The 22,495-nt window shown below is 58.4% G+C and carries 16 protein-coding genes; 14 read left to right on the forward strand and 2 right to left on the reverse strand.

All coding sequences use genetic code 11. The features are described 5' to 3' along the window. Nucleotides 1-296 precede the first annotated feature (296 nt). The gene (locus G4C92_RS07760; RefSeq protein WP_274939298.1) at nt 297-923 is read left to right on the forward strand and encodes an ABC-2 transporter permease; all 627 of its coding nucleotides are present in this window, start codon (nt 297-299) and stop codon (nt 921-923) included. A 229-nt stretch (nt 924-1,152) separates the two neighbouring features. Beyond that, nucleotides 1,153-2,202, forward strand: coding sequence for a TIGR01212 family radical SAM protein (locus tag G4C92_RS07765; protein ID WP_408611772.1), 1,050 nt, complete (start codon nt 1,153-1,155; stop codon nt 2,200-2,202). On the opposite strand, the gene G4C92_RS07770 is transcribed toward G4C92_RS07765, so the two are convergent. Beyond that, complete coding sequence (locus G4C92_RS07770; protein WP_274939300.1) at nt 2,167-2,439, reverse strand: glutaredoxin domain-containing protein; 273 nt, start codon at nt 2,437-2,439, stop codon at nt 2,167-2,169. The two genes, G4C92_RS07765 and G4C92_RS07770, sit on opposite strands and share 36 nt — an antisense overlap. A gap of 432 nt (nt 2,440-2,871) precedes the next feature. Between G4C92_RS07770 and G4C92_RS07775 the strand changes: the two genes are divergently transcribed. From G4C92_RS07775 to G4C92_RS07825, 11 genes are all read left to right on the forward strand, one after another. Then, the gene (locus tag G4C92_RS07775; RefSeq protein WP_274939301.1) at nt 2,872-4,398 is read left to right on the forward strand and encodes a sodium/proline symporter; all 1,527 of its coding nucleotides are present in this window, start codon (nt 2,872-2,874) and stop codon (nt 4,396-4,398) included. 143 nt (nt 4,399-4,541) lie between these two features. Continuing rightward, the gene (locus G4C92_RS07780; protein ID WP_274939302.1) at nt 4,542-5,480 is read left to right on the forward strand and encodes an AEC family transporter; all 939 of its coding nucleotides are present in this window, start codon (nt 4,542-4,544) and stop codon (nt 5,478-5,480) included. 11 nt (nt 5,481-5,491) lie between these two features. Continuing rightward, nucleotides 5,492-6,634, forward strand: a complete 1,143-nt coding sequence (locus tag G4C92_RS07785; RefSeq protein ID WP_274939303.1) for an exonuclease SbcCD subunit D — start codon at nt 5,492-5,494, stop codon at nt 6,632-6,634. Between the two features lie 88 nt (nt 6,635-6,722). After that, complete coding sequence (locus tag G4C92_RS07790; protein WP_274939304.1) at nt 6,723-10,124, forward strand: AAA family ATPase; 3,402 nt, start codon at nt 6,723-6,725, stop codon at nt 10,122-10,124. A 132-nt stretch (nt 10,125-10,256) separates the two neighbouring features. Then, nucleotides 10,257-11,846: a glycosyltransferase family 39 protein gene (locus G4C92_RS07795; RefSeq protein ID WP_274939305.1), complete on the forward strand. Its 1,590-nt coding sequence runs from the start codon at nt 10,257-10,259 to the stop codon at nt 11,844-11,846. Between the two features lie 486 nt (nt 11,847-12,332). Next, nucleotides 12,333-13,397 (forward strand): hypothetical protein, encoded by a 1,065-nt coding sequence (locus G4C92_RS07800; RefSeq protein WP_274939306.1) that lies wholly within the window; start codon nt 12,333-12,335, stop codon nt 13,395-13,397. A 138-nt stretch (nt 13,398-13,535) separates the two neighbouring features. After that, nucleotides 13,536-15,158 carry an MBOAT family O-acyltransferase gene (locus tag G4C92_RS07805; protein WP_274939307.1) on the forward strand — a complete coding sequence of 541 codons (1,623 nt, stop codon included), beginning with the start codon at nt 13,536-13,538 and terminating at the stop codon, nt 15,156-15,158. A 16-nt stretch (nt 15,159-15,174) separates the two neighbouring features. Beyond that, nucleotides 15,175-16,443: a hypothetical protein gene (locus G4C92_RS07810; RefSeq protein WP_274939308.1), complete on the forward strand. Its 1,269-nt coding sequence runs from the start codon at nt 15,175-15,177 to the stop codon at nt 16,441-16,443. A gap of 104 nt (nt 16,444-16,547) precedes the next feature. Then, nucleotides 16,548-16,778, forward strand: a complete 231-nt coding sequence (locus G4C92_RS07815; protein WP_274939309.1) for an acyl carrier protein — start codon at nt 16,548-16,550, stop codon at nt 16,776-16,778. A gap of 6 nt (nt 16,779-16,784) precedes the next feature. Next, nucleotides 16,785-17,363: a manganese efflux pump MntP gene (locus G4C92_RS07820; protein ID WP_274939310.1), complete on the forward strand. Its 579-nt coding sequence runs from the start codon at nt 16,785-16,787 to the stop codon at nt 17,361-17,363. 52 nt (nt 17,364-17,415) lie between these two features. After that, nucleotides 17,416-18,684 (forward strand): ArsB/NhaD family transporter, encoded by a 1,269-nt coding sequence (locus G4C92_RS07825; RefSeq protein WP_274939311.1) that lies wholly within the window; start codon nt 17,416-17,418, stop codon nt 18,682-18,684. Between the two features lie 682 nt (nt 18,685-19,366). Here the strand turns inward: G4C92_RS07825 and G4C92_RS07830 are convergent. Further along, nucleotides 19,367-20,692, reverse strand: coding sequence for an IS1380 family transposase (locus tag G4C92_RS07830; RefSeq protein WP_274939312.1), 1,326 nt, complete (start codon nt 20,690-20,692; stop codon nt 19,367-19,369). Nucleotides 20,693-20,856: 164 nt separating this feature from the next. On the opposite strand from G4C92_RS07830, the gene G4C92_RS07835 reads away from it, so the two are divergent. Continuing rightward, nucleotides 20,857-22,257 carry a DUF7507 domain-containing protein gene (locus G4C92_RS07835; RefSeq protein WP_274939313.1) on the forward strand — a complete coding sequence of 467 codons (1,401 nt, stop codon included), beginning with the start codon at nt 20,857-20,859 and terminating at the stop codon, nt 22,255-22,257. The last annotated feature ends 238 nt before the right edge of the window (nt 22,258-22,495 follow it).

The following is a 22,495-nucleotide window of genomic DNA, read 5'->3' on the forward strand; positions in this document are numbered from 1 at the left end:
TAAGATACGCATTGGATGACCAGTTTTCTCACTGCCGGTTCAATCTCCTGGGGTATCACACGAACGCGATGAAACTTACAGACATCGGTTCAACCTGCATAAACCGAACGGCTGAGAATGAGGATGGCTGGCTGACAGGCTTTCTAACGGACGCAGACAACTTGTGTCTGGCCCAAGGAGGAATCCGTCAGATCCATGCCATACCATTCTACAGCTTTAGCAATGAAGGGGAGCAGATCCTGACTGGTTGCCAGGTATTCTGTTACCCACAACCTTATTGTAGGAGGAGGAAAAGAATGAAGGGTCTGCTTTACAAGAACATGCTGCTGATTGTACGGCAGTTCAAAAGGCTGCTGATCCTTTCCCTGCTTTTTCTGGTAATGGGGGTAATACCCGGAAAAGGACGGTTCTGGGCGGTCTATGCGATTGTGATGCTCAGTATGTTTGCCGCGTCGGTTCTTCAATCGGATGAAACGACGAAGTGGAAACAGTACTGTGAGGTGCTCCCGCTTTCGAGAAAGGAGATTGTCACATCCTATTATGCCGGCACGTATCTTCTTCTCGCGATGGAGATTGTTCTCTATGTGATAATCGCAGCCATAGCCAGGGCTTTTACCGGAGGGAGCGATGAGGTTCTCCTCACGGCGCTGGTCATGACGGTTGTCTCGTTTTTATTCTCCGCTATGTCCATTCCTCTGATTCTGATCTTCGGCTCACAGCGGGCCTCGGTGGTGCGGCTGATTCTGATCGCGATGGTGGTGGCGGTCGGTTTGCTTACAGGCGGCGGGGAAGAGATAACCGGCGGGATCAGCGGCATGCAGCCGGCGGCCCTGGCGGGAGCAGCGATTTTTCTGACTGTTGCGTCGGCCGTCGTGTCGTGGCTGATTTCCGTCAGAGTGTATGAGAGAAAGGAGCTGTCATAAGGCGCCCCGCCGGCAATAAGGAACTGGAGATATTTGCGGCGCAGGCAGGGAGAGGTCAGTGAAAGAATGGCAGCGGAAGCGGAACAGGCGGCTGCGGGGGCGTGAAAAGACGGCAGAGCGGAAACGATTCGGAAGGAAGAAGAAAGAAACGGGAACAGTAGTTGCAGAAGATGCGGCTGACGGGAGCGAAACGGATTGCAGCAGAAAGGATTGCAGCGGAAAGGATGTTGTGCGGCGGAACATGAAAAGGATTCTGACTGTATCGGAGGTGCTGAAGGCGAAATACGGAGTCAAGGTCTACCGGCTGTCGCTGCAGTCTGGATGCACCTGTCCGAATCGGGACGGAACAGTCGGAACGGGTGGGTGCACGTTCTGTTCGGCGGGAGGATCCGGTGACTTTGCCGCGCCGATGCTTCCCGTTGAAGAGCAGATCCGGCTGGCCAGAAAGCTGGTGGACGGCAAGATCCCCGCGTCTGTTCCGATGGAGCGGAGAAAGTACATCGCGTATTTCCAGTCGTATACCAACACCTACGGGAATACCGCGTATCTGGAAAATTTGTTCCGGGAAGCCCTGATGAGGCCGGAGATCGTGATCCTGTCGGTCGGTACCCGTCCGGATTGTCTGGAAGACGAGAAAATTGATATGCTGCGGCGGCTTCAGGAGGAATCCGGCAAGCCGGTCTGGGTGGAACTCGGGCTTCAGACGATTCATGAGCGGACAGCGGCTCGGATCCGCAGGGGATATCCGCTGCCGGTTTTTGAGGATGCGGTGCGGCGGCTGAAGGCAGCCGGACTGACCGTCATCGTTCATGTGATTCTCGGTCTGCCGGGGGAAAGCCGGGAAGATATGCTGGATACGGTGCGGTATCTGGCGGGGCTGGGCAGAGACCGAACGGACTGTGGAGACGGAGAAGCAAGAGAGCAGGTATTTTCTGAGCACGACGGTCAGGATGAGAAGAAAGCTGCTGAGCACGGCGGCCGGCCGGCACAGGGACGGATAGACGGAATCAAGCTCCAGATGCTTCATATCCTGAAAGGGACAAGGATGGCGGAGGAATACGAAGCGGATCCGTTTCCGGTGATGTCACTGGATGAATACAGCGATCTGATCGCAGACTGTGTCCGGATTCTTCCGGAGCATATGGTCATCCACCGCCTCACCGGAGACGGACCGAAACGACTCCTGATTGCACCGCTCTGGTCAGCGGACAAGAAAAGGGTGCTTAATACCATCCGGAGAAAGTTACAGCAGGTTCAGCAGGGCCGTCTTCATCATTGATTTCGCTTCCGCACGGCTGCGGGAGGGGTGCGCTTCATAGATTTTCCGGTCTTCGGCGAAGAAGCTCGGCGTGTAGTAATAATCATACCGGCCGGCTGTTTCGGCATCCGCGACTTCATCGATTTCGCGGATGTCGACGGACTGCATTTCGGGTATCTCATCTCTTAGTTCCTTCAGAATGCCGCGCATCTGAGCGCAGTAAGGGCAGCCCGGGTAGACAAATTCTGTGATCGTCATTTCAATCCTCCTTCTGCAATACGGTGGCGGGCGGCAGAAGAACTGACAGCAGGTCAGAATCTGCTCCCATTATCGCTTTCATGACCAGATTCATACGAAATGATTATACATCGGACCGGAGCAGGTAAGGAACAGGAAAAAATCAGGCGGACGAATGGTGAGAACAGGGAAGCGGGAGGAGGATCTTTTTCCGCTTCCCTGTTTACAGGAGAAGAGCAAGCCGGAAGGCGGATAAAGAACAGCTTCGGAAAACGGAACCGGAGAAACAGGAAAATGAGAGGAATCCGCGCGTCAGGTCGTGACAGGAGAGGCGTGCGGATTTATAATTATGCAAAATTATGTATACGGACCTTCAGGTGAGGAGGTCGGACGGAGGCCGGAAACGGAGGCGTACCGCACAACGTATACGGACAACCGGGAGGGGGACGCGATATGACGGGAGCACAGTTTCTGATGCTGGCGGCGATGGGCATCTATCTGATTGCGATGATGGGCATCGGAGTCAGGCTGTCGAAGAAAAACGAGACGGTCGGCGATTTCTATCTGGGAGGCCGGAAGCTCGGGCCGCTGGTCACGGCGATGAGCGCCGAGGCTTCGGATATGAGCAGTTATCTGCTGATGGGTCTGCCGGGACTGGCATACCTCACAGGCACTGCGGATGTGGGGTGGACGGTAATCGGGCTGGCCTGCGGTACGTATCTCAACTGGCTGCTGGTCGCGAAGAAGCTGCGCCGCTACACGGAGCGGACGAACTCGATTACGCTGCCGGAGTTTTTCTCCAACCGGTACGGTGATACAAAGCATGTACTGACCTTTCTGGCAGCGGTCTGGATCATCATTTTTTTCGTTCCCTATACGGCGTCCGGATTTGCGGCCTGCGGGAAGCTTTTTCATTCGCTGTTCGGAGTGGATTATCATCTCGCGATGATCATCAGCGCGATCGTCATCATGTTCTATACGACATCCGGCGGATTTCTTGCCGCGTCGCTCACGGATTTTATTCAGTCCATCATCATGACGATTGCACTGCTGGCGGTGCTTGGTTTCGGTATCTGGTCGGCCGGCGGCTGGGATCAGGTCGTCGCCCGCGCGCAGGAGCTGCCCGGCTACCTCAGCTTTACACAGTCCTATAATCCGGTTACAGGCAAGGCCGGCACGTACACGGCGCTGACGGTTGTCTCCACGCTGGCATGGGGACTCGGCTACTTCGGCATGCCGCACATCCAGCTCCGGTTTATGGCGATCGAGAGCGAGGATAAGATCGCGCTTTCACGCCGTGTGGCGACGGTCTGGGTCGTGATCTCGATGGCAGTGGCCGTTCTCATCGGACTGGTCGGCCATGCGATGACGGAAGCGGGAGTGATCGCGTCGCTTTCGGGAAATGCATCCGAAACCGTGATCGTACGGATTTCCGATGTTCTCTCCCGGCACGGCATACTCGCGGCGGTGACCGCGGGCGTGGTGCTTTCGGGTATACTCGCGTCCACGATGTCCACCTCGGATTCGCAGCTGCTGGCCGCGTCCTCTTCGGTTTCCAATGACATTCTGATCCGCTGCCTGCACGCGAAGATCGAGGAGAAGAAGCTTCTTCTGATCTCCCGGATTTCGCTGCTTATCATCGCGCTGGTCGGCGTGGGGATCGCCTGGAATCCGGACAGCTCGGTGTTCGGCATCGTCTCGTTTGCGTGGGCCGGCTTCGGCGCTTCCTTCGGTCCTGTGATGCTGCTGGCTCTGTTCTGGCGCAGATCGAACCGGTACGGAGCGCTCGCGGGGATGGCGACCGGCGGCCTGATGATTTTTATCTGGAAATACTGTGTCCGTCCGCTGGGCGGCAGCTTCGACATCTACGAGCTTCTGCCGGCGTTTGTGCTGGCGATCGTCGTGAACGTCATCGTCTCGCTTGCGACGCCGGCTCCGGAGGAGGCAGTGACGAAGGTGTTTGATGAAGTGAAGGGCTGAAGCCGCAGGAGACGAAGAACTGACTGAGGCCGGCGGAACGGAGCCGGTAAGAGGCACCGGCGATACGGCAGCCGGTTCGATGGGGAAACAGGGCCGAAGCCGGAAGCCGGCAGCGGCCATAGACGGAGGGGAGCGGAAAAACGATGGCAATGAGTCTGGCGCTCATGAAGAATCTGATCTCGATGATGCTGATGGTTGTGACGGGATTCGGCATCGTGCGGGTGCATTTTCTGAAAAGCGCGGACGCGGGACCGCTGACGAAGCTGACGGCGTATGTGCTGACGCCGTGCCTGATTCTGCAGGCGTTCCAGCGGGACATCACGCCGGAGCAGAAGGTCGGATTCTTCGCGGCGGTGGCGGTTTCCGCTCTGATTTTCGCTCTGTTTATTCTGATCGCGGGCTTGCTCCGGCGGACCGGACGGATCGACGCCATCGATGAGGCGACGCTGATCTACATGAACTGCGGGAATCTGATCATGCCGCTGGTGCAGCTGACGCTGGGAGAGGAGATGGTCTTCTACAGCTGCGCGATACAGGTTCTGTTCAATCTGCTGGCATGGAGCCACGGGCAGTCGCTCTTTATCGGCGGAGGACGGCTCCGTCCGGCAAGGCTGCTGCTTAATCCGAACGTGCTCGCGATCCTGATCTCGGTGGCGCTGATGCTGGCCGGGATCCGTCTCCCTCAGATTCTGATGACGGCCGTGAGCGGGTTCGGGAATATGGTCGGACCGGCGTCGATGCTGATCATCGGAATGGTGATCGCGGAAAGCGATCTGAGAGAAGTGTTCACGATGAGACAGGCCTGGCTGATCAACGCGGGCCGTCTTGTCGTGCTGCCGCTGATCGCGATGCTTCTTCTCTACGCCACAGGATGGCTTGCCGCGCATCCGGATCTGAAGCCGGTGATGCTGGTGCTGTTTATGGGGGCCGCGGCGCCTCCGGCCGCGACGGTGTCGCAGCTTGCCGTCCTTTATCAGAAGGAGCCGGTCAAGGCGAGCCGCTACAACGTGCTGGGCACGCTGCTCTGCGTCGTGACGCTGCCCGCGATGATCCTGCTGTTTCAGATGCTGTTCGGTGCGTGAGGGTGCGTTCCATGAGACTGTTTCATCTTTCGGATCTTCATATCGGGCTGAAGCTGGTCAATCATGATCTGAGAGAGGATCAGGAGGCGATCCTTTCGCAGATCGTGGAGATGGCAGCCGAAGAGAAGCCGGACACGGTGCTGATCGCGGGCGATCTTTATGACCGCGCGGTTCCGTCCGCGGACGCGGCGGAAGTATTCGATCATTTCATCTCGGCGCTGGCGGCTGCCGTTCCGGAAGCGGAGATCATGATGATCAGCGGAAATCATGACAGCGCGGCGCGGATCAATGTCTACCGGAGTATTCTGAGCCATCAGAGGGTTCATATGATCGGTATGCCTCCGCAGACGCCGGATGAGCGGATCGAGCAGGTTGTGCTGACGGATTCGTTCGGCCGGGTGCATTTCTATCTGATGCCTTTCGTTCGCCCTTCGATGGTGCGGGGCGTCATCGGTACAAATGAGGACGGGAGTCAGTTTTCCTATGACGAGACGGTTCGCCGGCTTCTGGCGCGGGAGGAGATCGACCGCTCGGAGCGGAATGTGCTTGTGAGCCATCAGTTCTATCTTCCCCGCGGAACGGATCCGGAGCAGATCGAGCGGATGGACTCGGAGATCAGAACGGTGGGAAACATTGACGCGGTGTACGCGGATGTGCTGGAACCTTTTGACTACGCGGCGCTGGGGCATATCCACAAGCCGATGAAGGTGGGTGCGGACCGGTTCCGCTACTGCGGCACGCCGCTGGCCTGTTCGGTGAGCGAGGCGGGTCAGCAGAAAGGTGTCATCGAGGCGGATCTGGGAGAAAAGGGAAATCTTTCAATCCGGGTGCTTCCGCTCAGGCCGCTTCATCAGGTCCGCGTGCTGGAGGGGTGTCTCGAGGAGGTGCTGGCACGGCCTTCGGAGGACTATGTGACCGTGACGCTCACCGATCCGGCGGATCTTAACGTGATCGACATGCAGGACCGTCTGAGGACGGCGTTTCCGAATCTGCTCGAGATCCGGAGGAAGACGCTTCGCGGACCTCTTTCCGCTGAAGCGCCGGCGGAGGCGGCGGAGCTGGATCCGATGGCGCTCTGCGACGCTTTTCTGGGCGGGATGGACGGACCGGACCGCGCGCTGCTGACGGATGTGATGAACACGGTGCGAACGTGACGAGGAGGCCGCTGATAACAGCGGACTCTGTTCGGGAGAGCGGGGGTCGGCAGGGGAAACGGATGGATCAGGAAGGAGGCACTGTGCGATGCGGCCGGTTAAACTTGTCATGGAGGCTTTCGGTTCGTACGGACAGCGGACGACGGTGGATTTTACAGCGCCGACGCAGAACCTTTTTCTGATCACCGGCGATACGGGCGCCGGAAAGACCACAATTTTCGACGCGATCGTGTTCGCACTTTACGGTCAGGCAAGCTCGGAGAGCAACCGGAAGGACGGCGCGGAGCTGCAGAGTCAGTACTCGGCGGTCAGCACGGAGCCGTTTGCCGAGCTGACTTTCTCCGAGGAGCGGGACGGCGGGATTCGGATCTATCAGGTCCGGCGGACGCCCCGCCATCTCCGTCCGCTGAAGAAGGGATCCGGCCTTCGGGAGGAGAAGGAGACGGTGACGCTTACGCTGCCGGACGGAACGGTTTTTCCGGGGAGCGCGAAGGAGACCGATGAGAAGCTGGTGGAGATCGTCGGCCTGACGAAAAGCCAGTTCATGCAGGTGGCGATGATCGCCCAGGGCGAGTTTATGACGCTGCTGAGGGCGAAGTCGGATGAGCGGAAGCTGATTTTCCGGCGTCTGTTCGGCACGGAATTCTATCAGGCGATGGTGGATGAGCTGGCGCGGCGGAGAAAGGAGTCGCTGGCCGGTATGGCCCGGATCCATACCGCCGTGCAGACCGAGACGGCCCATGTGACAGTGCCGGAGGACGATCCGGAGGCGGAGGAGATCAATGCGCTGAAGGATTCGATTCTTTCCGGGGATCATCTGCAGGTGACGGTGTTCGAGCCGTTTATGGAGAAGCTGAAGGTGCTCTGCGTAAGGCTCGACGCGCGGTATGAAGGCCTCAGAAGCGCGTATGAGGAGGCGCGGCGCGCGCGCGATCAGCGCTACGCCGCGTGCACGGCCGCGAAGGATCTGCTCCGCTGGTTCGGTCAGAGGGAGCAGGCGGACCGTGAGCTGGCTGCTCTGGCTGCCGGAGCGGATGCGGTCCGCGCGGACGAGGAGCGGATGCGGAGGATCGCGGCCGCCTATGACGTGAAGGCGGCAGCGGAACTGAACGAGGAGGCGCAGCGGCAGCTGAAGGCGGAGGAGACGGACCGCGCGGCGCAGCAGGAAGCGCTGCCGGAGCTTAAGGAGGCCGCCGTGCGGGCGGATACCGCCGAGGCGGAGGCGCGCGCGGCCAGAGAGCAGGCGCTTTCGGACTGGAGCCGCGTTTCCGATCAGGCGGGCAAGGCGCTGGATACCTTCGCGAGAATCAGAGAAGCGAAGGCGGACGAAAAGCGGGCCGGTGAGGCTGGAAAGAGAGCGGAGGCCTCCGCGGCGAAGGCTTCCGCGGACCTGGATGCGCTGGGAAAGCAGGAGGCCGTCTGGCGGAAGGAGTCGGAACGGCTGAAGGACGCGCCGATGCGCTTCGCGCTGTGGAGAAGGGAAGCGGACGAGGCGAACGCGCTCGCGAAGGAACTGAAGGCGCTTCGCGTTTCCGGAAAGGAGACGGAGGCACAGACGGAGCGGGCCGCGGCGGCGAGACACGCCTACGGGCTGGCCCGTGAGCGGTATCTTGAAGGCTACGCGGCGTACGGGAAGCAGCGGGTGGCGTTTCTGGATGCACAGGCCGGTTTTCTCGCCCGGGAGAAGCTGCGGGACGGCGAGCCCTGTCCGGTCTGCGGCTCGATTGACCATCCGCATCCCTGTCCTCTGGCGGACGGAGATGTGCTGACGCGGGAGGAACTGGACCGTCTTGAGGCAGAGACTACGCGTCTTCAGGAGGCGCAGCAGAAGGCGGCGGAAGCTGCGCAGGCGGAAGCGGAGGTGCTTTCGGAGAGAAAAAGGCAGCTGTCGGCGGCTCTTGACGCGTTTGCCGGAAGGATCCGCGCGGCGGAGCGTCGGATGGCCGGGAATGAGCCGCAGAGCGCGGACGCAGCCGGTGCAGGCAGGACGGGCTATGCAGACCCGGAGGGAAACACTTGCCGGGCGGACACGGCCGGCGTGAGCGGATCGGGGATCGCCGGACAGGAGAGGAAGGAACAGACGGATGCGGCTGATGGAGAGCCGCAGAGCATGAAGACGGGACCTGCGGGGAGCCCGGGAACGGCTGATGAAGCGATCCAAGATCCGGAGGAAGCGGCCGCGCATCTGAACGCGCTGATCGGGGCGCTTCGCGCGGAAGAGAGTGTGCGGAAGGAGGAATGCCGGAAGGCTGAGGAGGTACAGCGACTCCTTGACGGCGCGGCCGCGCGCCGGACGGAGCTGGAGAAGGCGGCCGGAGACGCGCAGTCCGCGCTGGCGGAGGCGCAGGCGGCGGGTTCGGCGGCGGAAGCCGCCCTCGCCGCGCTTTCCGCTTCACTCACGTTCCCGACGGAAGAAGAGGCGGCGAAGGAACTGGCCGCCGCCGGAGCGGCGAAGGAACGGGCGGAGCAGGAGGCCGGGCGGGCGCAGGCGGAGGCATCCGCCCGCCGCACCGCCCGGGACCGTGCCGCAGCGCTGATCGGCCGGTATGACGCGGAACTGCCGGATCTCCGTGCGCGCGCAGCCGGCCGGGAGCGCGCGTACCGCGCGGCGATGGAGGAGCGGAAGCTGACGGAGGCGGACTGGCGCGCGCTGACCGCGCGTTACCCGAAGACGGAAATCGAGACGATCCGCGAGCGGGCGGACGACTGGCGGCGGCGTCAGGCGGCCGCGGAGCGGCTGCGCTCCGCCGCCGTCCAGGCCATCGGCGGAGCGGCAAAGCCGGATCCGGAGGCGCTGGAAGCGGCGCGGGCCGCCGCCGAGGCACGGAGGGCCGGGCTTGAGGCGGCTCTCGAAGCGTGCCGCGCGGAGCGGAGCGCGGACCGGACCGCGCTGGCGGCGCTGTCCTCCAGGATGGAGGAGAGGGCCGCGGCCGTGGATGCATTTTCCAGAACGGATTCGATGTACAGCCGGCTTGCGGGCAAGGTAAGCGGCTTCCGGATGGACATCGAGACTTATGTGCAGCGGTACTATCTCGAGAGGATTCTCCGCGCGGCCAATATCCGCTTCCGCGAGATGTCGGCGGGACAGTTCGAGCTGCGGATGTATGATCTTGAGAGGGCAGGCGAAGGCCGTAACCACGGTCTGGACCTGATGGTGTATTCCGCGGTGACCGGGCGGGTCCGGGATGTGCGGACGCTCTCCGGCGGCGAGTCGTTTATGGCGGCGCTGTCCCTGGCGCTCGGGATGGCCGACCAGATCCAGCAGAACGCGGCGTCGATTCATCTTGACATGATGTTCATCGATGAGGGCTTCGGTTCGCTGGACGATCATTCGCGGGACGAGGCTGTGAAGGTGCTGACGCAGATGGCCGGACGGACAAAGCTGATCGGCATCATCTCGCATGTGACAGAACTGCGGCAGGAGATCGGCAATCAGCTGATCGTGCGGCGGGACGAATCCGGAAGCCACGTGCGGTGGCAGCTGGACTGAGAAGCGGGGGCGCGGTGCGATTTCACGGAAAACAGGAGACGCAGCCGGGTCCGGGACAGCAGCCAGAGGGGCCGGGGAAACCCGCGGAGTCTTCTCTGGACAGCGCCGGACCCGGCGCACATGAGGTATCCTATGAAACGAAGAGGGTGGTATACGGCGGTGGTCTGCCTGATTCTGCTGACCGGCGTGGCGGCGCGGATCGCGTGGATCGGCGGGATGCCGGCGGGACTCAATCAGGACGAGGCGTCGATCGGCTATGAGGCGTACGCGCTGGTTCACGACGGTATCGACCGGAACGGCCAGAGCTGGCCGGTGCATCTGATTGCGTGGGGCAGCGGCCAGAACGCGCTCTATGCGTATCTTCTGATTCCGTTTATACGGCTTCTTGGCTGCACGCCGCTCGCGGTGCGGCTTCCGATGGCACTGATCGGATGTCTCTCGCTCGCCGTGGTCTGGCTTCTGATCCGCTCGCTTCTTCCGTCCGGATACGGAAGACCGCTGGCCCTTCTGCTCTTTGCCGTGAATCCCTGGCATATCATGAAGAGCCGGTGGGGGCTCGAGTCGAATCTGTTCCCGGACCTCGTGCTGTATGCGGCGGTGTTTCTCTATTTCGGGATAAAACGCGGAAAGCGGCGGTACGCGGCTCTGTCCGCCGTCCTGCTGGGGCTTTCGGCGTACGCCTACGGAACAAGTTATCTCTACATCCCCGCGGTGATTCTGGCGGCGTTTCTGCTCTTTCTGATTCCGTCCGTCCGCGCGGGATCCGGGCGGGAGGGAAAGGCGGCAGTTCTTTCGGTTTCGCCGGGGCGTGTGCTCCGCGGCACGGTGCTGTATGCGCTGGCGGCTTTCGTCATCGCGCTGCCGATTGCGGTCTTCGTCGTGATCAACGCGCTGGATCTTCCGGCGGTTCATCTCGGACGCGTCACGATTCCGAGGCTGGATTTCAACCGTTTTACGGCGATTACCAGCGCGAACGGATCGTTTTTTGCCAACTGCCGCTCCAATCTGGCGGGTTCTTTCCGGATTCTTCTGCATCAGACGGACGGTATGCCGCTGAACGCGGTCAGCGGATACGGAATTTACTACTTCTTCTCACTGCCGTTTATCGTGTACGGGCTGGCTGTGTCTCTGGCGAAGCGGCGCGGACAGCTCTTCGACCGGATTGCGCTGGCGAATCTGATCGCGGCGGGCGCTGTATGCGCGATGACGCAGCCGAACATCAACCGGATCAACGCGCTTTGGCTGCCTCTTCTATATTATATGACGGTGGGAATCGTCAGTCTGGCCGAAGACCGGAGGCTCTTCGCCGCCGTGATCGCCTGCTGTTACATCCTCTCTTTCGCCGCCTTCACACGCAGCTACGCGGGCGGCTATCAGGAGAGTATCCGGCGTGTCGATGCGGAGGGGATCGACCGGGCGGTGGCCTCGCTGACGGCGGAGGACAGGGATGTCTACATCACGGATCAGATTAACAGCGTTTATATTTACTATCTGTTTTACGGGAAAATCAGTCCGCGGACGTATCTTGCGGAGCGTGAGATTCCGGAGAAGCATGTGATGTTTCAGAAGGTGACGCGGATCGGGCGGGTGCATTTCCAGACGAAGACGACGCTTGAGAAGGGGCAGACCGCCGTCGTGCTGGACGGGACGGATGTTTCCTGCGAGGGAGGGCGCGCTGAGACGGAGCGGTACGGTTCGTTCCTTGTGGTCCGCTGCCGGTGATGCCGTTTCTGGCGGAACATGCAATCGGATGCCCGTACGTCGCGGAAGGATGCCCGTTTCGCCGGGACATGCATCCGGATGTCCTTTGGTGGGGAGAACAGGACTCCGGCGGCTGAAAAGGGTACGTTCAGATAGCGCTGAAAAACAGCAAAAATAAACCGGACTGCCAATATGAGGGGTGTGACAGCCCGGGATTCGGATACTGGTTGCAACAGTATCCTCAACCAGAAGTATAGCACACTTTTTATTTTAGTTCTCAAAAAACTTTCTGTTTCACAAAAAATCCACAATTTGTACAGTTGTACACTCTGTCAACGAGCAGGCCGGTTTCCGGATGCGGCCGGATCCGCATGCCGGAGATTCGGAAGAATGAATCTGAAAAAATGCATAGCCTGACCGGGAGAGCGCATTTGACACCCATCATTCACTATTGTAGAATCGACCTGTATCTTTTATGAACCGGTTTTATATGGAAATGCAGGTGGCATGAGACGAGGAGCCGTCCGGATCATCAGAGCGCTGGTGTTCCTTCTTATTTTTAGTTATCTTTTTATCCATCTGACGTACGCGAAGCGTCCCGTGCTCGGTAACTCGCGGGACACAATCAGCGGATTCTACGCCCAGAAGAAAGATTCGATCGATATGGTTCTGATGGGTAACAGCGGCGGCATGGCCGCTTACATGCCCATGCAGGCTTTTGAGCAATACGGCTACGCCTCTTACAATTTCTGTGTCAACGATATGGCAATCGAGACCTATGCGTTCGGGCTCCGTGAGATTCTGAAGACGCAGCATCCGAAGGTGATTCTGATCGATGTGCGGCCCTTCCTGACGGACGGTTCCATGAAGGCGTATGTCCGTGACGGCGCGGAGGAGGATATTGCGTTCAACACGGACGCGTTCCGCTATTCGATGAATCGTTTCCGTTTTCTCTGGAAATGTCTGCCGCATACGTCTTCCATGCTTCCTTATGTCTTTGATCTGGCGATTTATCACAAGGAACCGCTGAATCCGGCCAACTGGAACAGCGCGTATCCGGTGCTGGGCCGGGGGTATTCCGCTTTCTTCGATGTGATGAAGGTAGAAGAGCTTGACCAGCCCACAGATGAAATCCGATCGCTGGATACGTACACTTCAGGTGTGCTGGATGATCTTCTGAAAGAGTGCAGGCAGGCGGAAAAACAGACAAAGATACTGTTTTTCTATCTTCCCTATGCGCACTATGACCCGAACGGCGATGCCCTCGTGATGCTGAATACGGTCCGGGAGCGGGTGGAGATGGCGGGCTTTGATCTTTTCGACACGCAGCAGGATATCAGGGAAATCGGGCTGGATATCACCAGGGATTATGTCAACCCGGCACATTTGAATGCTTACGGCGCCCAGAAGCTGACCGCGTGGCTGGCGTCCCGGCTGAAGGAGCGCTACGCACTGCCGGATCACCGGGGAGAGGCGGCGTATCAGGACTGGACGTCGGATCTTCCGGCCTGGCACGATCAGGTGGCGGCGGATGAGAAACAGTTCGACGAGGCGTACGCGTCGCTGAAGTAAAGGTTTCGGGAAAGGCAGCCGCGGTCCCGTCCCGCGCGGGGCGTGCCCCGCACATGAGGGGAACCCGGATCAGATGTTTCGGCGTTCCGGGCGCGTCAATGGGACGTGTCCCGTACCGTTTTCTTCCAAGGATAGAGGATGAATATGACACTTTTTTCACTGCCGTTTCTTCTCCTGATGCTGATCGCGTACGCACTCTATTATCTGCTTCCGCGGCGCTTCCAGTGGTGCGTGCTGCTCGGGACGAGCGCGGTCTTTTTCTACAGTATGGGCGGACTGCGGGCCTGCGCGGTGCTCGCGGCGTCGATTCTGATTTCATGGGCGGGCGCGTTCCGGATGGGAAGGCTGGCCGGTCGTCAGAAGAGCGAGCTGGCCCGAACCGGCGCGGACGGCGCGCCGCTCTCCCGCGAAGAAAAGAAGGCGGTGAAGGAAGCGTACCGGAAGAAGCGGCAGCGGACGCTTGTATTTTCCCTGATCATCTGCTTCACGGTTCTGTTCGTTCCGAAGTTCGGCGCGTTTACGGTGCGGAACCTCAATGCCGCCGCCGGCGCGCTTCATATCGGACACGCTCTCGCGGTCCCGGATATTCTTCTGCCGCTGGGCATTTCCTTCTATACGTTTCAGCTGACCGGCTATCTGATTGATGTGTACAAGGAGCGGACCGAAGCCGAGGGAAATCTTTTCCGTTATGCTTTGTTCGCCTCGTATTTTCCCCAGATGATTCAGGGACCGATCAGCAAGCACAGCCAGCTGGCGCCGCAGCTTTTTACGCCTCACGAGTACGACGAGACGGCTTTCCGGGAGGGCTTGCTCCGGCTGCTCTGGGGCTATTTCAAGAAGATGGTGATCTGCGCCAACGTATCGGTCCTTTCCAACGAGATCATCGGCCAGTTCGACGCGAAGGGATACGCGGGATTTACGGTCTTCACCGGCGTGCTGCTCTACGGCGTGCAGATGTACGCGGATTTTTCCGGCGGCATCGATATCATCATGGGGATCTCTGAGCTCTTCGGTATCCGTCTGACGGAGAATTTCCGCTCGCCCTACATGGCGACGACGATTTCGGACTTCTGGCAGCGCTGGCATATTTCGCTCGGGCACTGGATGCGTGATTATCTGTTCTATCCGATCGCGCTCTCGAAACCGTTTTCGAGGATGGCCCGGCGGATGAAGAAGCGGATCGGACCGTATTACGGCAAGATCATGCCCGCGACGATCGCTTCCTTTGTGATCTTCCTGCTGGTCGGGCTCTGGCACGGCGCGTCATGGCGTTATGTCGCCTTCGGTCTGTATCAGGCAACCTTCACTTCTCTCGATTCCGTCTTCGAGCGTACGGCGGAGAAGACGAGAGGCGTCCTCCGGATCGACGGGGCGAGCTTCTCGTGGCGGCTTTTCCAGATCCTGAGGACGGCCGCGCTGGTGACAGTGGGCCGCTACTTCGACTGCGCGGCTTCTCTCAGGACGGCGCTCCGGATGCTGAAGGCTACCTTCACGACGTTCAACCCGACGGTCTTCCTCGACGGAAGCTTCCTGCAGATGGGACTCGATCCCGGAACCTTCCGGTTCACGATGCTGCTGATCGTCTTTCTGATCGCCGTCGATGTCTTTAATGAGAAGGGACTCGTGTTCCGGGAACTGTTCGCGAAGCAGGGCATTGTCTTCCGGTGGATGGTCTACCTGACCGCGATCTTCGCCGTGCTGGTCTTCGGCGCGTGGGGGCCGGGGTACAACGCGGCGGCGTTTATCTACCAGCAAATCTGAAAGAGGGGAAGAGGCGATGAGCCGTTGGGAATCGAGATGTCTTGACTGGATGGACCGCCATCTGACAGAGATCGTACTGTGTCTGGTGCTGGTTCTTTCCTTTGCGATCCGCGTGAGCAACCGGACTTTTGTCTCGAAGGACGTGCAGAAGTACCTGCTGCCCTGGTATCAGGAAATCAGCCGGGGCGGGGGGCTCGCCTCTCTGAGACATCAGACGGGCAACTACAACGTTCTTTACCAGACCGCGATCGCGCTGATGACCTATCTTCCGATGAATCCGCTGACGAAGTACAAGGCGCTCTCCATTCTGTTCGATTATGTTCTGGCAGCCGGGACGGGTGTGCTGGCCGTGATGGGAACGCGCCGGCCGGATTCCGCCTCCGCTCTTCCCGTTTCCGGACGCCGGAGGGGGCGGATCGGTTTTCCACTCTCCGGTCCGGAAGGCCGGAGCATGACGGCGGCGGTCTGTCTCTGCCTTCTGACGCCGACGGTGATTTTCAATTCTTCGCTCTGGGCCCAGTGCGACGCGATCTATACCGCCTTCATCGTCTGGTCGATGGCGGATCTCTATGACGGGGCTTACGGCCGCTCGCTTCTTCTTCTCGGCATCTCCTTCGCGTGGAAGCTTCAGGCGATCCTGATCCTTCCGTTCTATCTCGCCGTCTGGCTGTACCGGAAACGGTTTTCGATTTTCTGGTTTCTCCTGGTTCCGGCCGTGATGCTGGCGGCTTCGCTGCCGGCCGTGCTGATGGGGCGGCCGGTGACGGAAGCGTTTTTGATCTACGCGAAGCAGACGACGGAGTTTCCGGTGATGACGGCCCGCTTCCCGAATATCTGGCAGCTCTTTGGCGGCTCCTATGACGTGCTCCACCGGGGCGCGGTGCTGGGGGCGGCGGCTGCGCTGGCGCTTTTGATCCTCGCGCTGGGCCGCCGCCGCGATCTGCTGGAGACGCCGGAGGGATTCCTCGCCACCGCGGCGCTTTTTGTCTGGACCGCGGTGCTGATCCTGCCGGGCATGCATGACCGGTACGCGTATCTGCTGGATATCCTGCTGCTCGTTCTCACGGTCCGAAAGCCCCGCGCATTCGGTGCTTTTTTCACGGTGGCGGTATCCGAGAGCCTTCTGTCCTACAGCGGGTATCTGTTCGATCAGGTCTTTGACCTGCGGCTGGCCGCTGCGGCCTATCTCGCCGCTTACGGCGCGTTTGTCGGACTGCATTTTCTGAAACCCGCGTGTCCGGAAGAATCTTCGCATTGTGCGGGCGGACCGGACGTGCTACAATAACACAATTACACTTCGTTCCGGACAGGCGCAGCGTCAGATGCGGTCGGAGGATCGGACAAAGACGGCGGCCACCGGGCCGCGTAACAAAGTCAGGAGGTAGAAAGATGGATGAACTGATGAAGATTCTTGAGGAAGCAAGACCGGATGTGGACTTTCACAAGGAAAAGAAACTGATTGACGACGAAATTCTGGATTCCTTCGATATTATCTCGATCGTCGGGGACATCAATGATACGTTCGATGTCAGCATCAGCGCGGATGAACTGCTTCCCGAAAATTTCAATTCCGCGGAGGCGATCTGGGATCTGATCCGGAAGATGAAGGAGCAGGCGTAAGACGGGATGAACCTGGCCTTTTTCTTCAACAGCGTGATGCTGGGCGCAGGGCTCGCGATGGACGCGTGCTCTGTCTCGATGGCCGACGGTCTCGGCGATCCGGGGATGAGCCGCAGGCGGATGACGATCATTGCGGGAACCTTCGCCGGGTTTCAGTTTCTGATGCCGGTGCTGGGCTGGTTCTTCGTCCGGATGGCGGCTTCGTACTTCCGTGTGTTCGAGACATGCATTCCGTGGATCGCGCTCGTCCTGCTCTGTCTGATCGGCGGCGGCATGCTGCGGGACGGCGTGCGCTGCCGCCGGTGCGCGGAGCCGGCGGTGTCGAGGCTCGGCGCCCGGACGCTGTTTCTGCAGGGAGTTGCGACCTCCATCGACGCGCTGTCGGTGGGTTTCACGATCGCGGAATATGGCATGGACGCTGCGCTGACGGCATCGCTGATCATCGCGGCGGTCACCTTCTGGCTCTGCGTCGGAGGGCTCCTGATCGGAAAGCGGTTCGGGACAAAGCTGGCCGGCCGGGCCTCGATTCTCGGCGGCTGCATTCTCATCGTGATCGGCGCCGAGATCTTCCTTTCCAATCTGTGAGCGTGCCGGACAGGTTTCGCCGGCGGCTGCATGTTCCTTATGAGGTGAGTGGATGAAACTGTTTGCTCTGGTCCTTTTCTTTGCGATGTATGTCGTGATGATCGCGTTTCAGAAGTACCGTGTCCCGGTGGTGCTCACTGTCGCTGCCGTCTATATTCTCTCCGGCGTGCTTCCGGCTGCGGCGGTACCGGGCGCGATCGACTGGAACGTGCTGCTGATGATGGCCGGCACGATGGTCACGGTGGAATATTTCATCCAGTCGAAGATGCCGAACCGGATCGCGGACATCCTGCTGGACAAATCGAAGAATGTGATGTGGGTCACGATCTTCATGTCGCTGTTCGCCGGCGTCATCTCGGCCTTTATCGACAATGTGGCGACCGTGCTGATGGTGGCGCCGGTCGGCATCGCGGTCTGCCGGAAGCTGAAGATTTCGCCGGTGCCGATGATCCTCTCGATTGCCGTTTCGTCCAATCTTCAGGGCGCGGCGACGCTGGTGGGCGATACCACATCCATCATGCTGGGCTCCTACGCGCATATGAGCTTCATGGATTTCTTCTGGATGAACGGAAGACCCGGGATTTTCTTCGCGGTGGAGTTCGGCGCGCTGGCGACGATCCCGATCATGATGATCCTTTTCCGGGATCAGAAGCAGCCGGTGTCGATGGATGAGAAGACAGCCGTGGAGGATCATGTGCCGGGCGTGATGCTGCTGGTGATGATCGGCGCGCTGATCTGCGCCTCCTTCATCCGGAATAAGCCGGAGGTGACCAACGGCGTCATCTGCGTGCTTGTCGCGCTGATCACGATGGCGGACAATTACCGCCGGACGCGCCGGAAGACCAACGCGAAGCAGGCGGTTCGCGCGATCGACGTGCAGACGCTGCTGCTTCTGGCCGGCCTTTTTCTCGTGATCGGAGGCGTTACGGAAGCGGGTATCATCCGGGATTTTGCGAATCTGATCGTGAAGGTGGGCAGCGGAAATCTCTTCCTGCTCTATTCGATCATCGTCTGGGGATCGGTGGCGATCTCGGCGTTCGTGGACAACATTCCCTATGTCGCGACGATGCTTCCGGTGGTATCCCTGGCGGCCTCGTCTCTGGGCGTCGAGCCTTATGTCTTCTTCTTCGGGCTTCTCTGCGGTGCGACGCTGGGCGGCAATCTGACGCCGATCGGCGCGTCAGCCAATATCGCGTCCGTGGGACTTCTGAAGAAGCATGGCTGGGAGGTCAGTTTCCGGGATTTCATGCGGATCGGCGTGCCCTTCACGCTGACCGCGGTGACCGCGGGGTATGCGTACATCTGGCTGGTCTGGCACTGACGGCGCCGGATCCGCCCCATTCTCTCATTTAAACATATATATGACAGCCGTACGGGTTTTATAAACGGCGGCAGGAAGCGGACCTCATGGTCATGCCCGCTTCCTGCCGCCGCTTTATTTTGAGCACAGGGGACAACGCTGTCTGACTGAGATCATATCCGGGATGTTTTGTCAAGTGCCGGTTTTTTCGGATCATTCTGAATATCCGTTCTGTCAGCAGAAAAATGTTTATGATAAAAATGACTTGTAACAAAGTTTACGCTGTGAGAAGTCTCTGAATTGGCGACGTGAAGGAGGATCATGAAAAACCAGTTTGATCCGGCGCCTCCATGAAGACGCACCGGTGCCGCGGACAGGCTCAGATGTCTTGATAGACAAAATATTCAGAAATAAATAACTGCAAGAAGCATAGCCAAAATATAAGTTCAAATTAAGTTAAAAAAGACAAAGCACAAGTGATAATTGACGCGATGACAATTACATATTGATGAGAATGTAGCCGGATTATATAATCAAACCTGAATTATTCATGACGTTAGATTCCAACTGGAAATCTCGTCAGATAATTGTTTGATGATGGCATCTCATTCGCAAAAGCAGAGAGTTATCCACAAAAAGGGCAAATTATCCCCTTGTTTATGAGTGGTTGCGTTTGAGATTGTCAAGGTTCACGAATTACTGCTTATTCCAGCAGTGGTTGTAGCTGCCTGATATTTAAGAGCGTTTCATTAAACTCTTTCTTGTAAGGGCAGCTGCTGCACAGCTTGAATATGATATATCTTGCTGAATGAACCGCTTTCGCGGCGATCTTCAGCAACTTCAAACGAACGGTATTGATCCGCTGCTTTCTCATGCCTGCGGGTAATACCAGTCGTCGAAACCAATTGAACAGGTTATAGGCAAGAGCATGTACTTGCAGGCGGTTTGCATTGACCACCTTGGAACGACTGCTCACAGAAGAGAAATCGAACCCAGATTTTCCTTCTTTGATGAAGTTCTCCATCTTGCCCCGGCCACAGTAAAACTTAATGACCTGATATGGAGCTGTTTCCATCGTTGTGACGATAAAGGTATACAGATGGACCATCTGGTTATAGGGTTTCTCAATCTTAAAGACAACCCTTCTCGGATGAGGCCAACTGCCGGCCTGATATTCAAACTCGCCGTATTCCACAGCGTAATCAACCTGGTTTTCACGAGTAGCCCGGTAAAGGTCTTCATCCGCATCGGATGCATACTTGATTAATGTCGAGTTCTGTTTCAGGCGGATCGCATACTTGCAGTCGTTTTCTTCACAGGCTTTATACAGTTCCGGCGAGGCAAAACCGCTGTCACCACGCAGATACAAGGGCAATGATGGATATTTTATCCTGTACTCCTGCATCAGTGGAATCATGAACTGATCGGCATCCTTGCTGCAATACTGTGTACCATCACGCAGCTCCGATTTCAGCAGATCTCCGGTCAGCCCATCGCAGCAAAGCAGCGGGTGATAGCCGTGGGCTTGATAATGAAAGTTGAAGCCTTCACCTTCCTGGCCGCCATATGTGTTCAGTAGGGTGGAGTCCAGATCAAACAGCATAAACTCTGGCATTTTACTGGAATAAACAACATCTCTCATTTTTGACTGGATCATCGCCAACTGAGCGAGCGTATCTTCATCCATGCGGTTCCAGAAACGGGACAGTGTAGGCTGTGAAGCAAGTATATCTTTATCAAGGATTGCGGTCAGTACTGGATCGTTTGTCAGTTCATCGGCACAATCATCTTCGAAATAAGCAGCTATGATCTGATAGACCATCTGCATCAGGTTATCAGGGTCCGTGTGAATGCGGCAGTTCGTATGATCGTTGGTCTTAAAAAGCTGTTTTACAAGCTTTGTCAGGCCGATCTTTGAGGCGAATTCTTTGATCAGAAGCAATCCGCCGTCAGAGGAAAGGTCGCCGCCGTCAAAATTTATTTTGATTTGCTTATTGCTTTCAAGTGAAATGGTGTTTAGAATTGTCATAGAGGACCTCTTTCTCTTGGTAATTGATTGATTCGACACCTTGATTTTACCAAGAATAGGGTCCTTTTTCTATTCACTTTTCAAGTGAAAGCAGGAAAGCTGTGTAACCATAGTAACCATGCGACTTTTAGTCGCAATCACCGCCTTGCGGTGAATAATTCAAGGTGAGTTATGTTCCGGGAACCCTGACGATCAGCAAGTCCGGAGAGATGACACTGTCTGCAACCGGATACGAAGGCGAATACGATGGAAATACACACGCCGCATCCGCAAGTGCAAGCATCACGGAAGGCACAACGATTTCCTACAAGGTAGGGGATGACGGCGAGTGGACGACGGAAGCTCCGAGCATCAAGGATGTTGGCGAGCAGACAGTCAACGTCAAAGCCGAGAATGCAAACTATGAAACGGCAGAGGCAACTGTCACGCTGAAGGTAACGCCGAAGGCAGTGACCGTCACAGCGGACAACAAGAGCAAGACCTATGGAACCGCTGATCCGGAGCTGACTGCAGCTGTAACCGGAACACTGAATGACGATACTGTCGCATATACACTGAGCCGAGAAAAAGGCGAAGTCGTCGGCACGTATGCGATCACACCAACCGGAAAAGCAAGCCAGGGCAACTATACGGTGAGTTATGTTCTGGGAATGCTGAGGATAACGGACGATGGCGTGGATCCGAGGCTGGTGGTAACAAAGACCCATGACGGCAAGGCGTACCAGCCGGGCGAGGAGATCGTGTTCCGGATTCAGGTGACCAACATCTATGACAGCGCCCGGACGATCCGCCTGATCGAGCAGGACGGCGTTGTGATCAAGGGCGAATCGGTCTTCAAAGACGTGCAGCCGGGTGCTGCCGTGACGGCGGAGGCGGTGCATGTCGTGACGGCGGAGGACGTCGCGAACGGAAGCTATACGAACCATGTAACCGCTCACTTCGACGGCTCCGGAAAGGAATTCGGGGCGGAGGATAAGGTGGATTCGTTCGCTCATCTGACGCTGGCCAAGAAGGTCACGAGCCGTCCGGCAAACGGAAGCAGCTACGCGCTGGGCGAGACGATCCGCTACGACATCACGGCGAAGAACGAAGGCACGACGGCTCTGGAAGAGGTGAAGATCGAGGACGCTCTGACCGGCGAGAGCTGGACGGCTGATTCTCTGGCGGCCGGTGAGAGTCGGAGCTTTGAGACGAGCTGGACCGTGACCGAGGAGGATATCCGGAAAGGCCATGTGAGCAATGTGGCGACCGGAAGCGCGAAGGCCGGAGACGGCGATCCGGTGGTGCCGGATCCCGGAAAGGCGGACGAGCCGACGGAATCCCCGAATCCGGGGCTGTATCTGGAGAAGACCTCCGATAAGGAAGGCGAGGTGAAGCTGGGCGAGACGCTGAAGTATACGGTCCGGGTGCTCAACAACGGCAATGAGACGCTGACGGATGTCACGGTGACGGATGAGATGACCGGGGACGCGTCGAAGCCGGAGCTGTATCTGATCCTGGTGCTGGCCGCACTGGCGGCAGCGGCCGGAGCGGGCGCCGCAGGCAGAAAAAAACGCCGTGGATAAGAGCAGGCCGCGCCGGTGACGGAACGGGACATGTCCCGGCCGGTATGACCGGGAGGCTGTGAGGCACGGCAGCAGAACGAAACCCTCTGCCGCAAGGCGGGGAGCAGGCAGGGCGGCCGGACGCGATCGGTGGATCGCGGACCGGCCGCCCTGTTTCTGCGAGAAACCCTCTATTTCATATTGACAATATAGGAATATCGGCGTATGATCCCATCATATCACAAAAGCGACAAAGAGA

The organism is Chordicoccus furentiruminis, from assembly GCF_019355395.1.
Classification (GTDB): Bacteria; Bacillota; Clostridia; order Lachnospirales; family Lachnospiraceae; genus Chordicoccus; species Chordicoccus furentiruminis.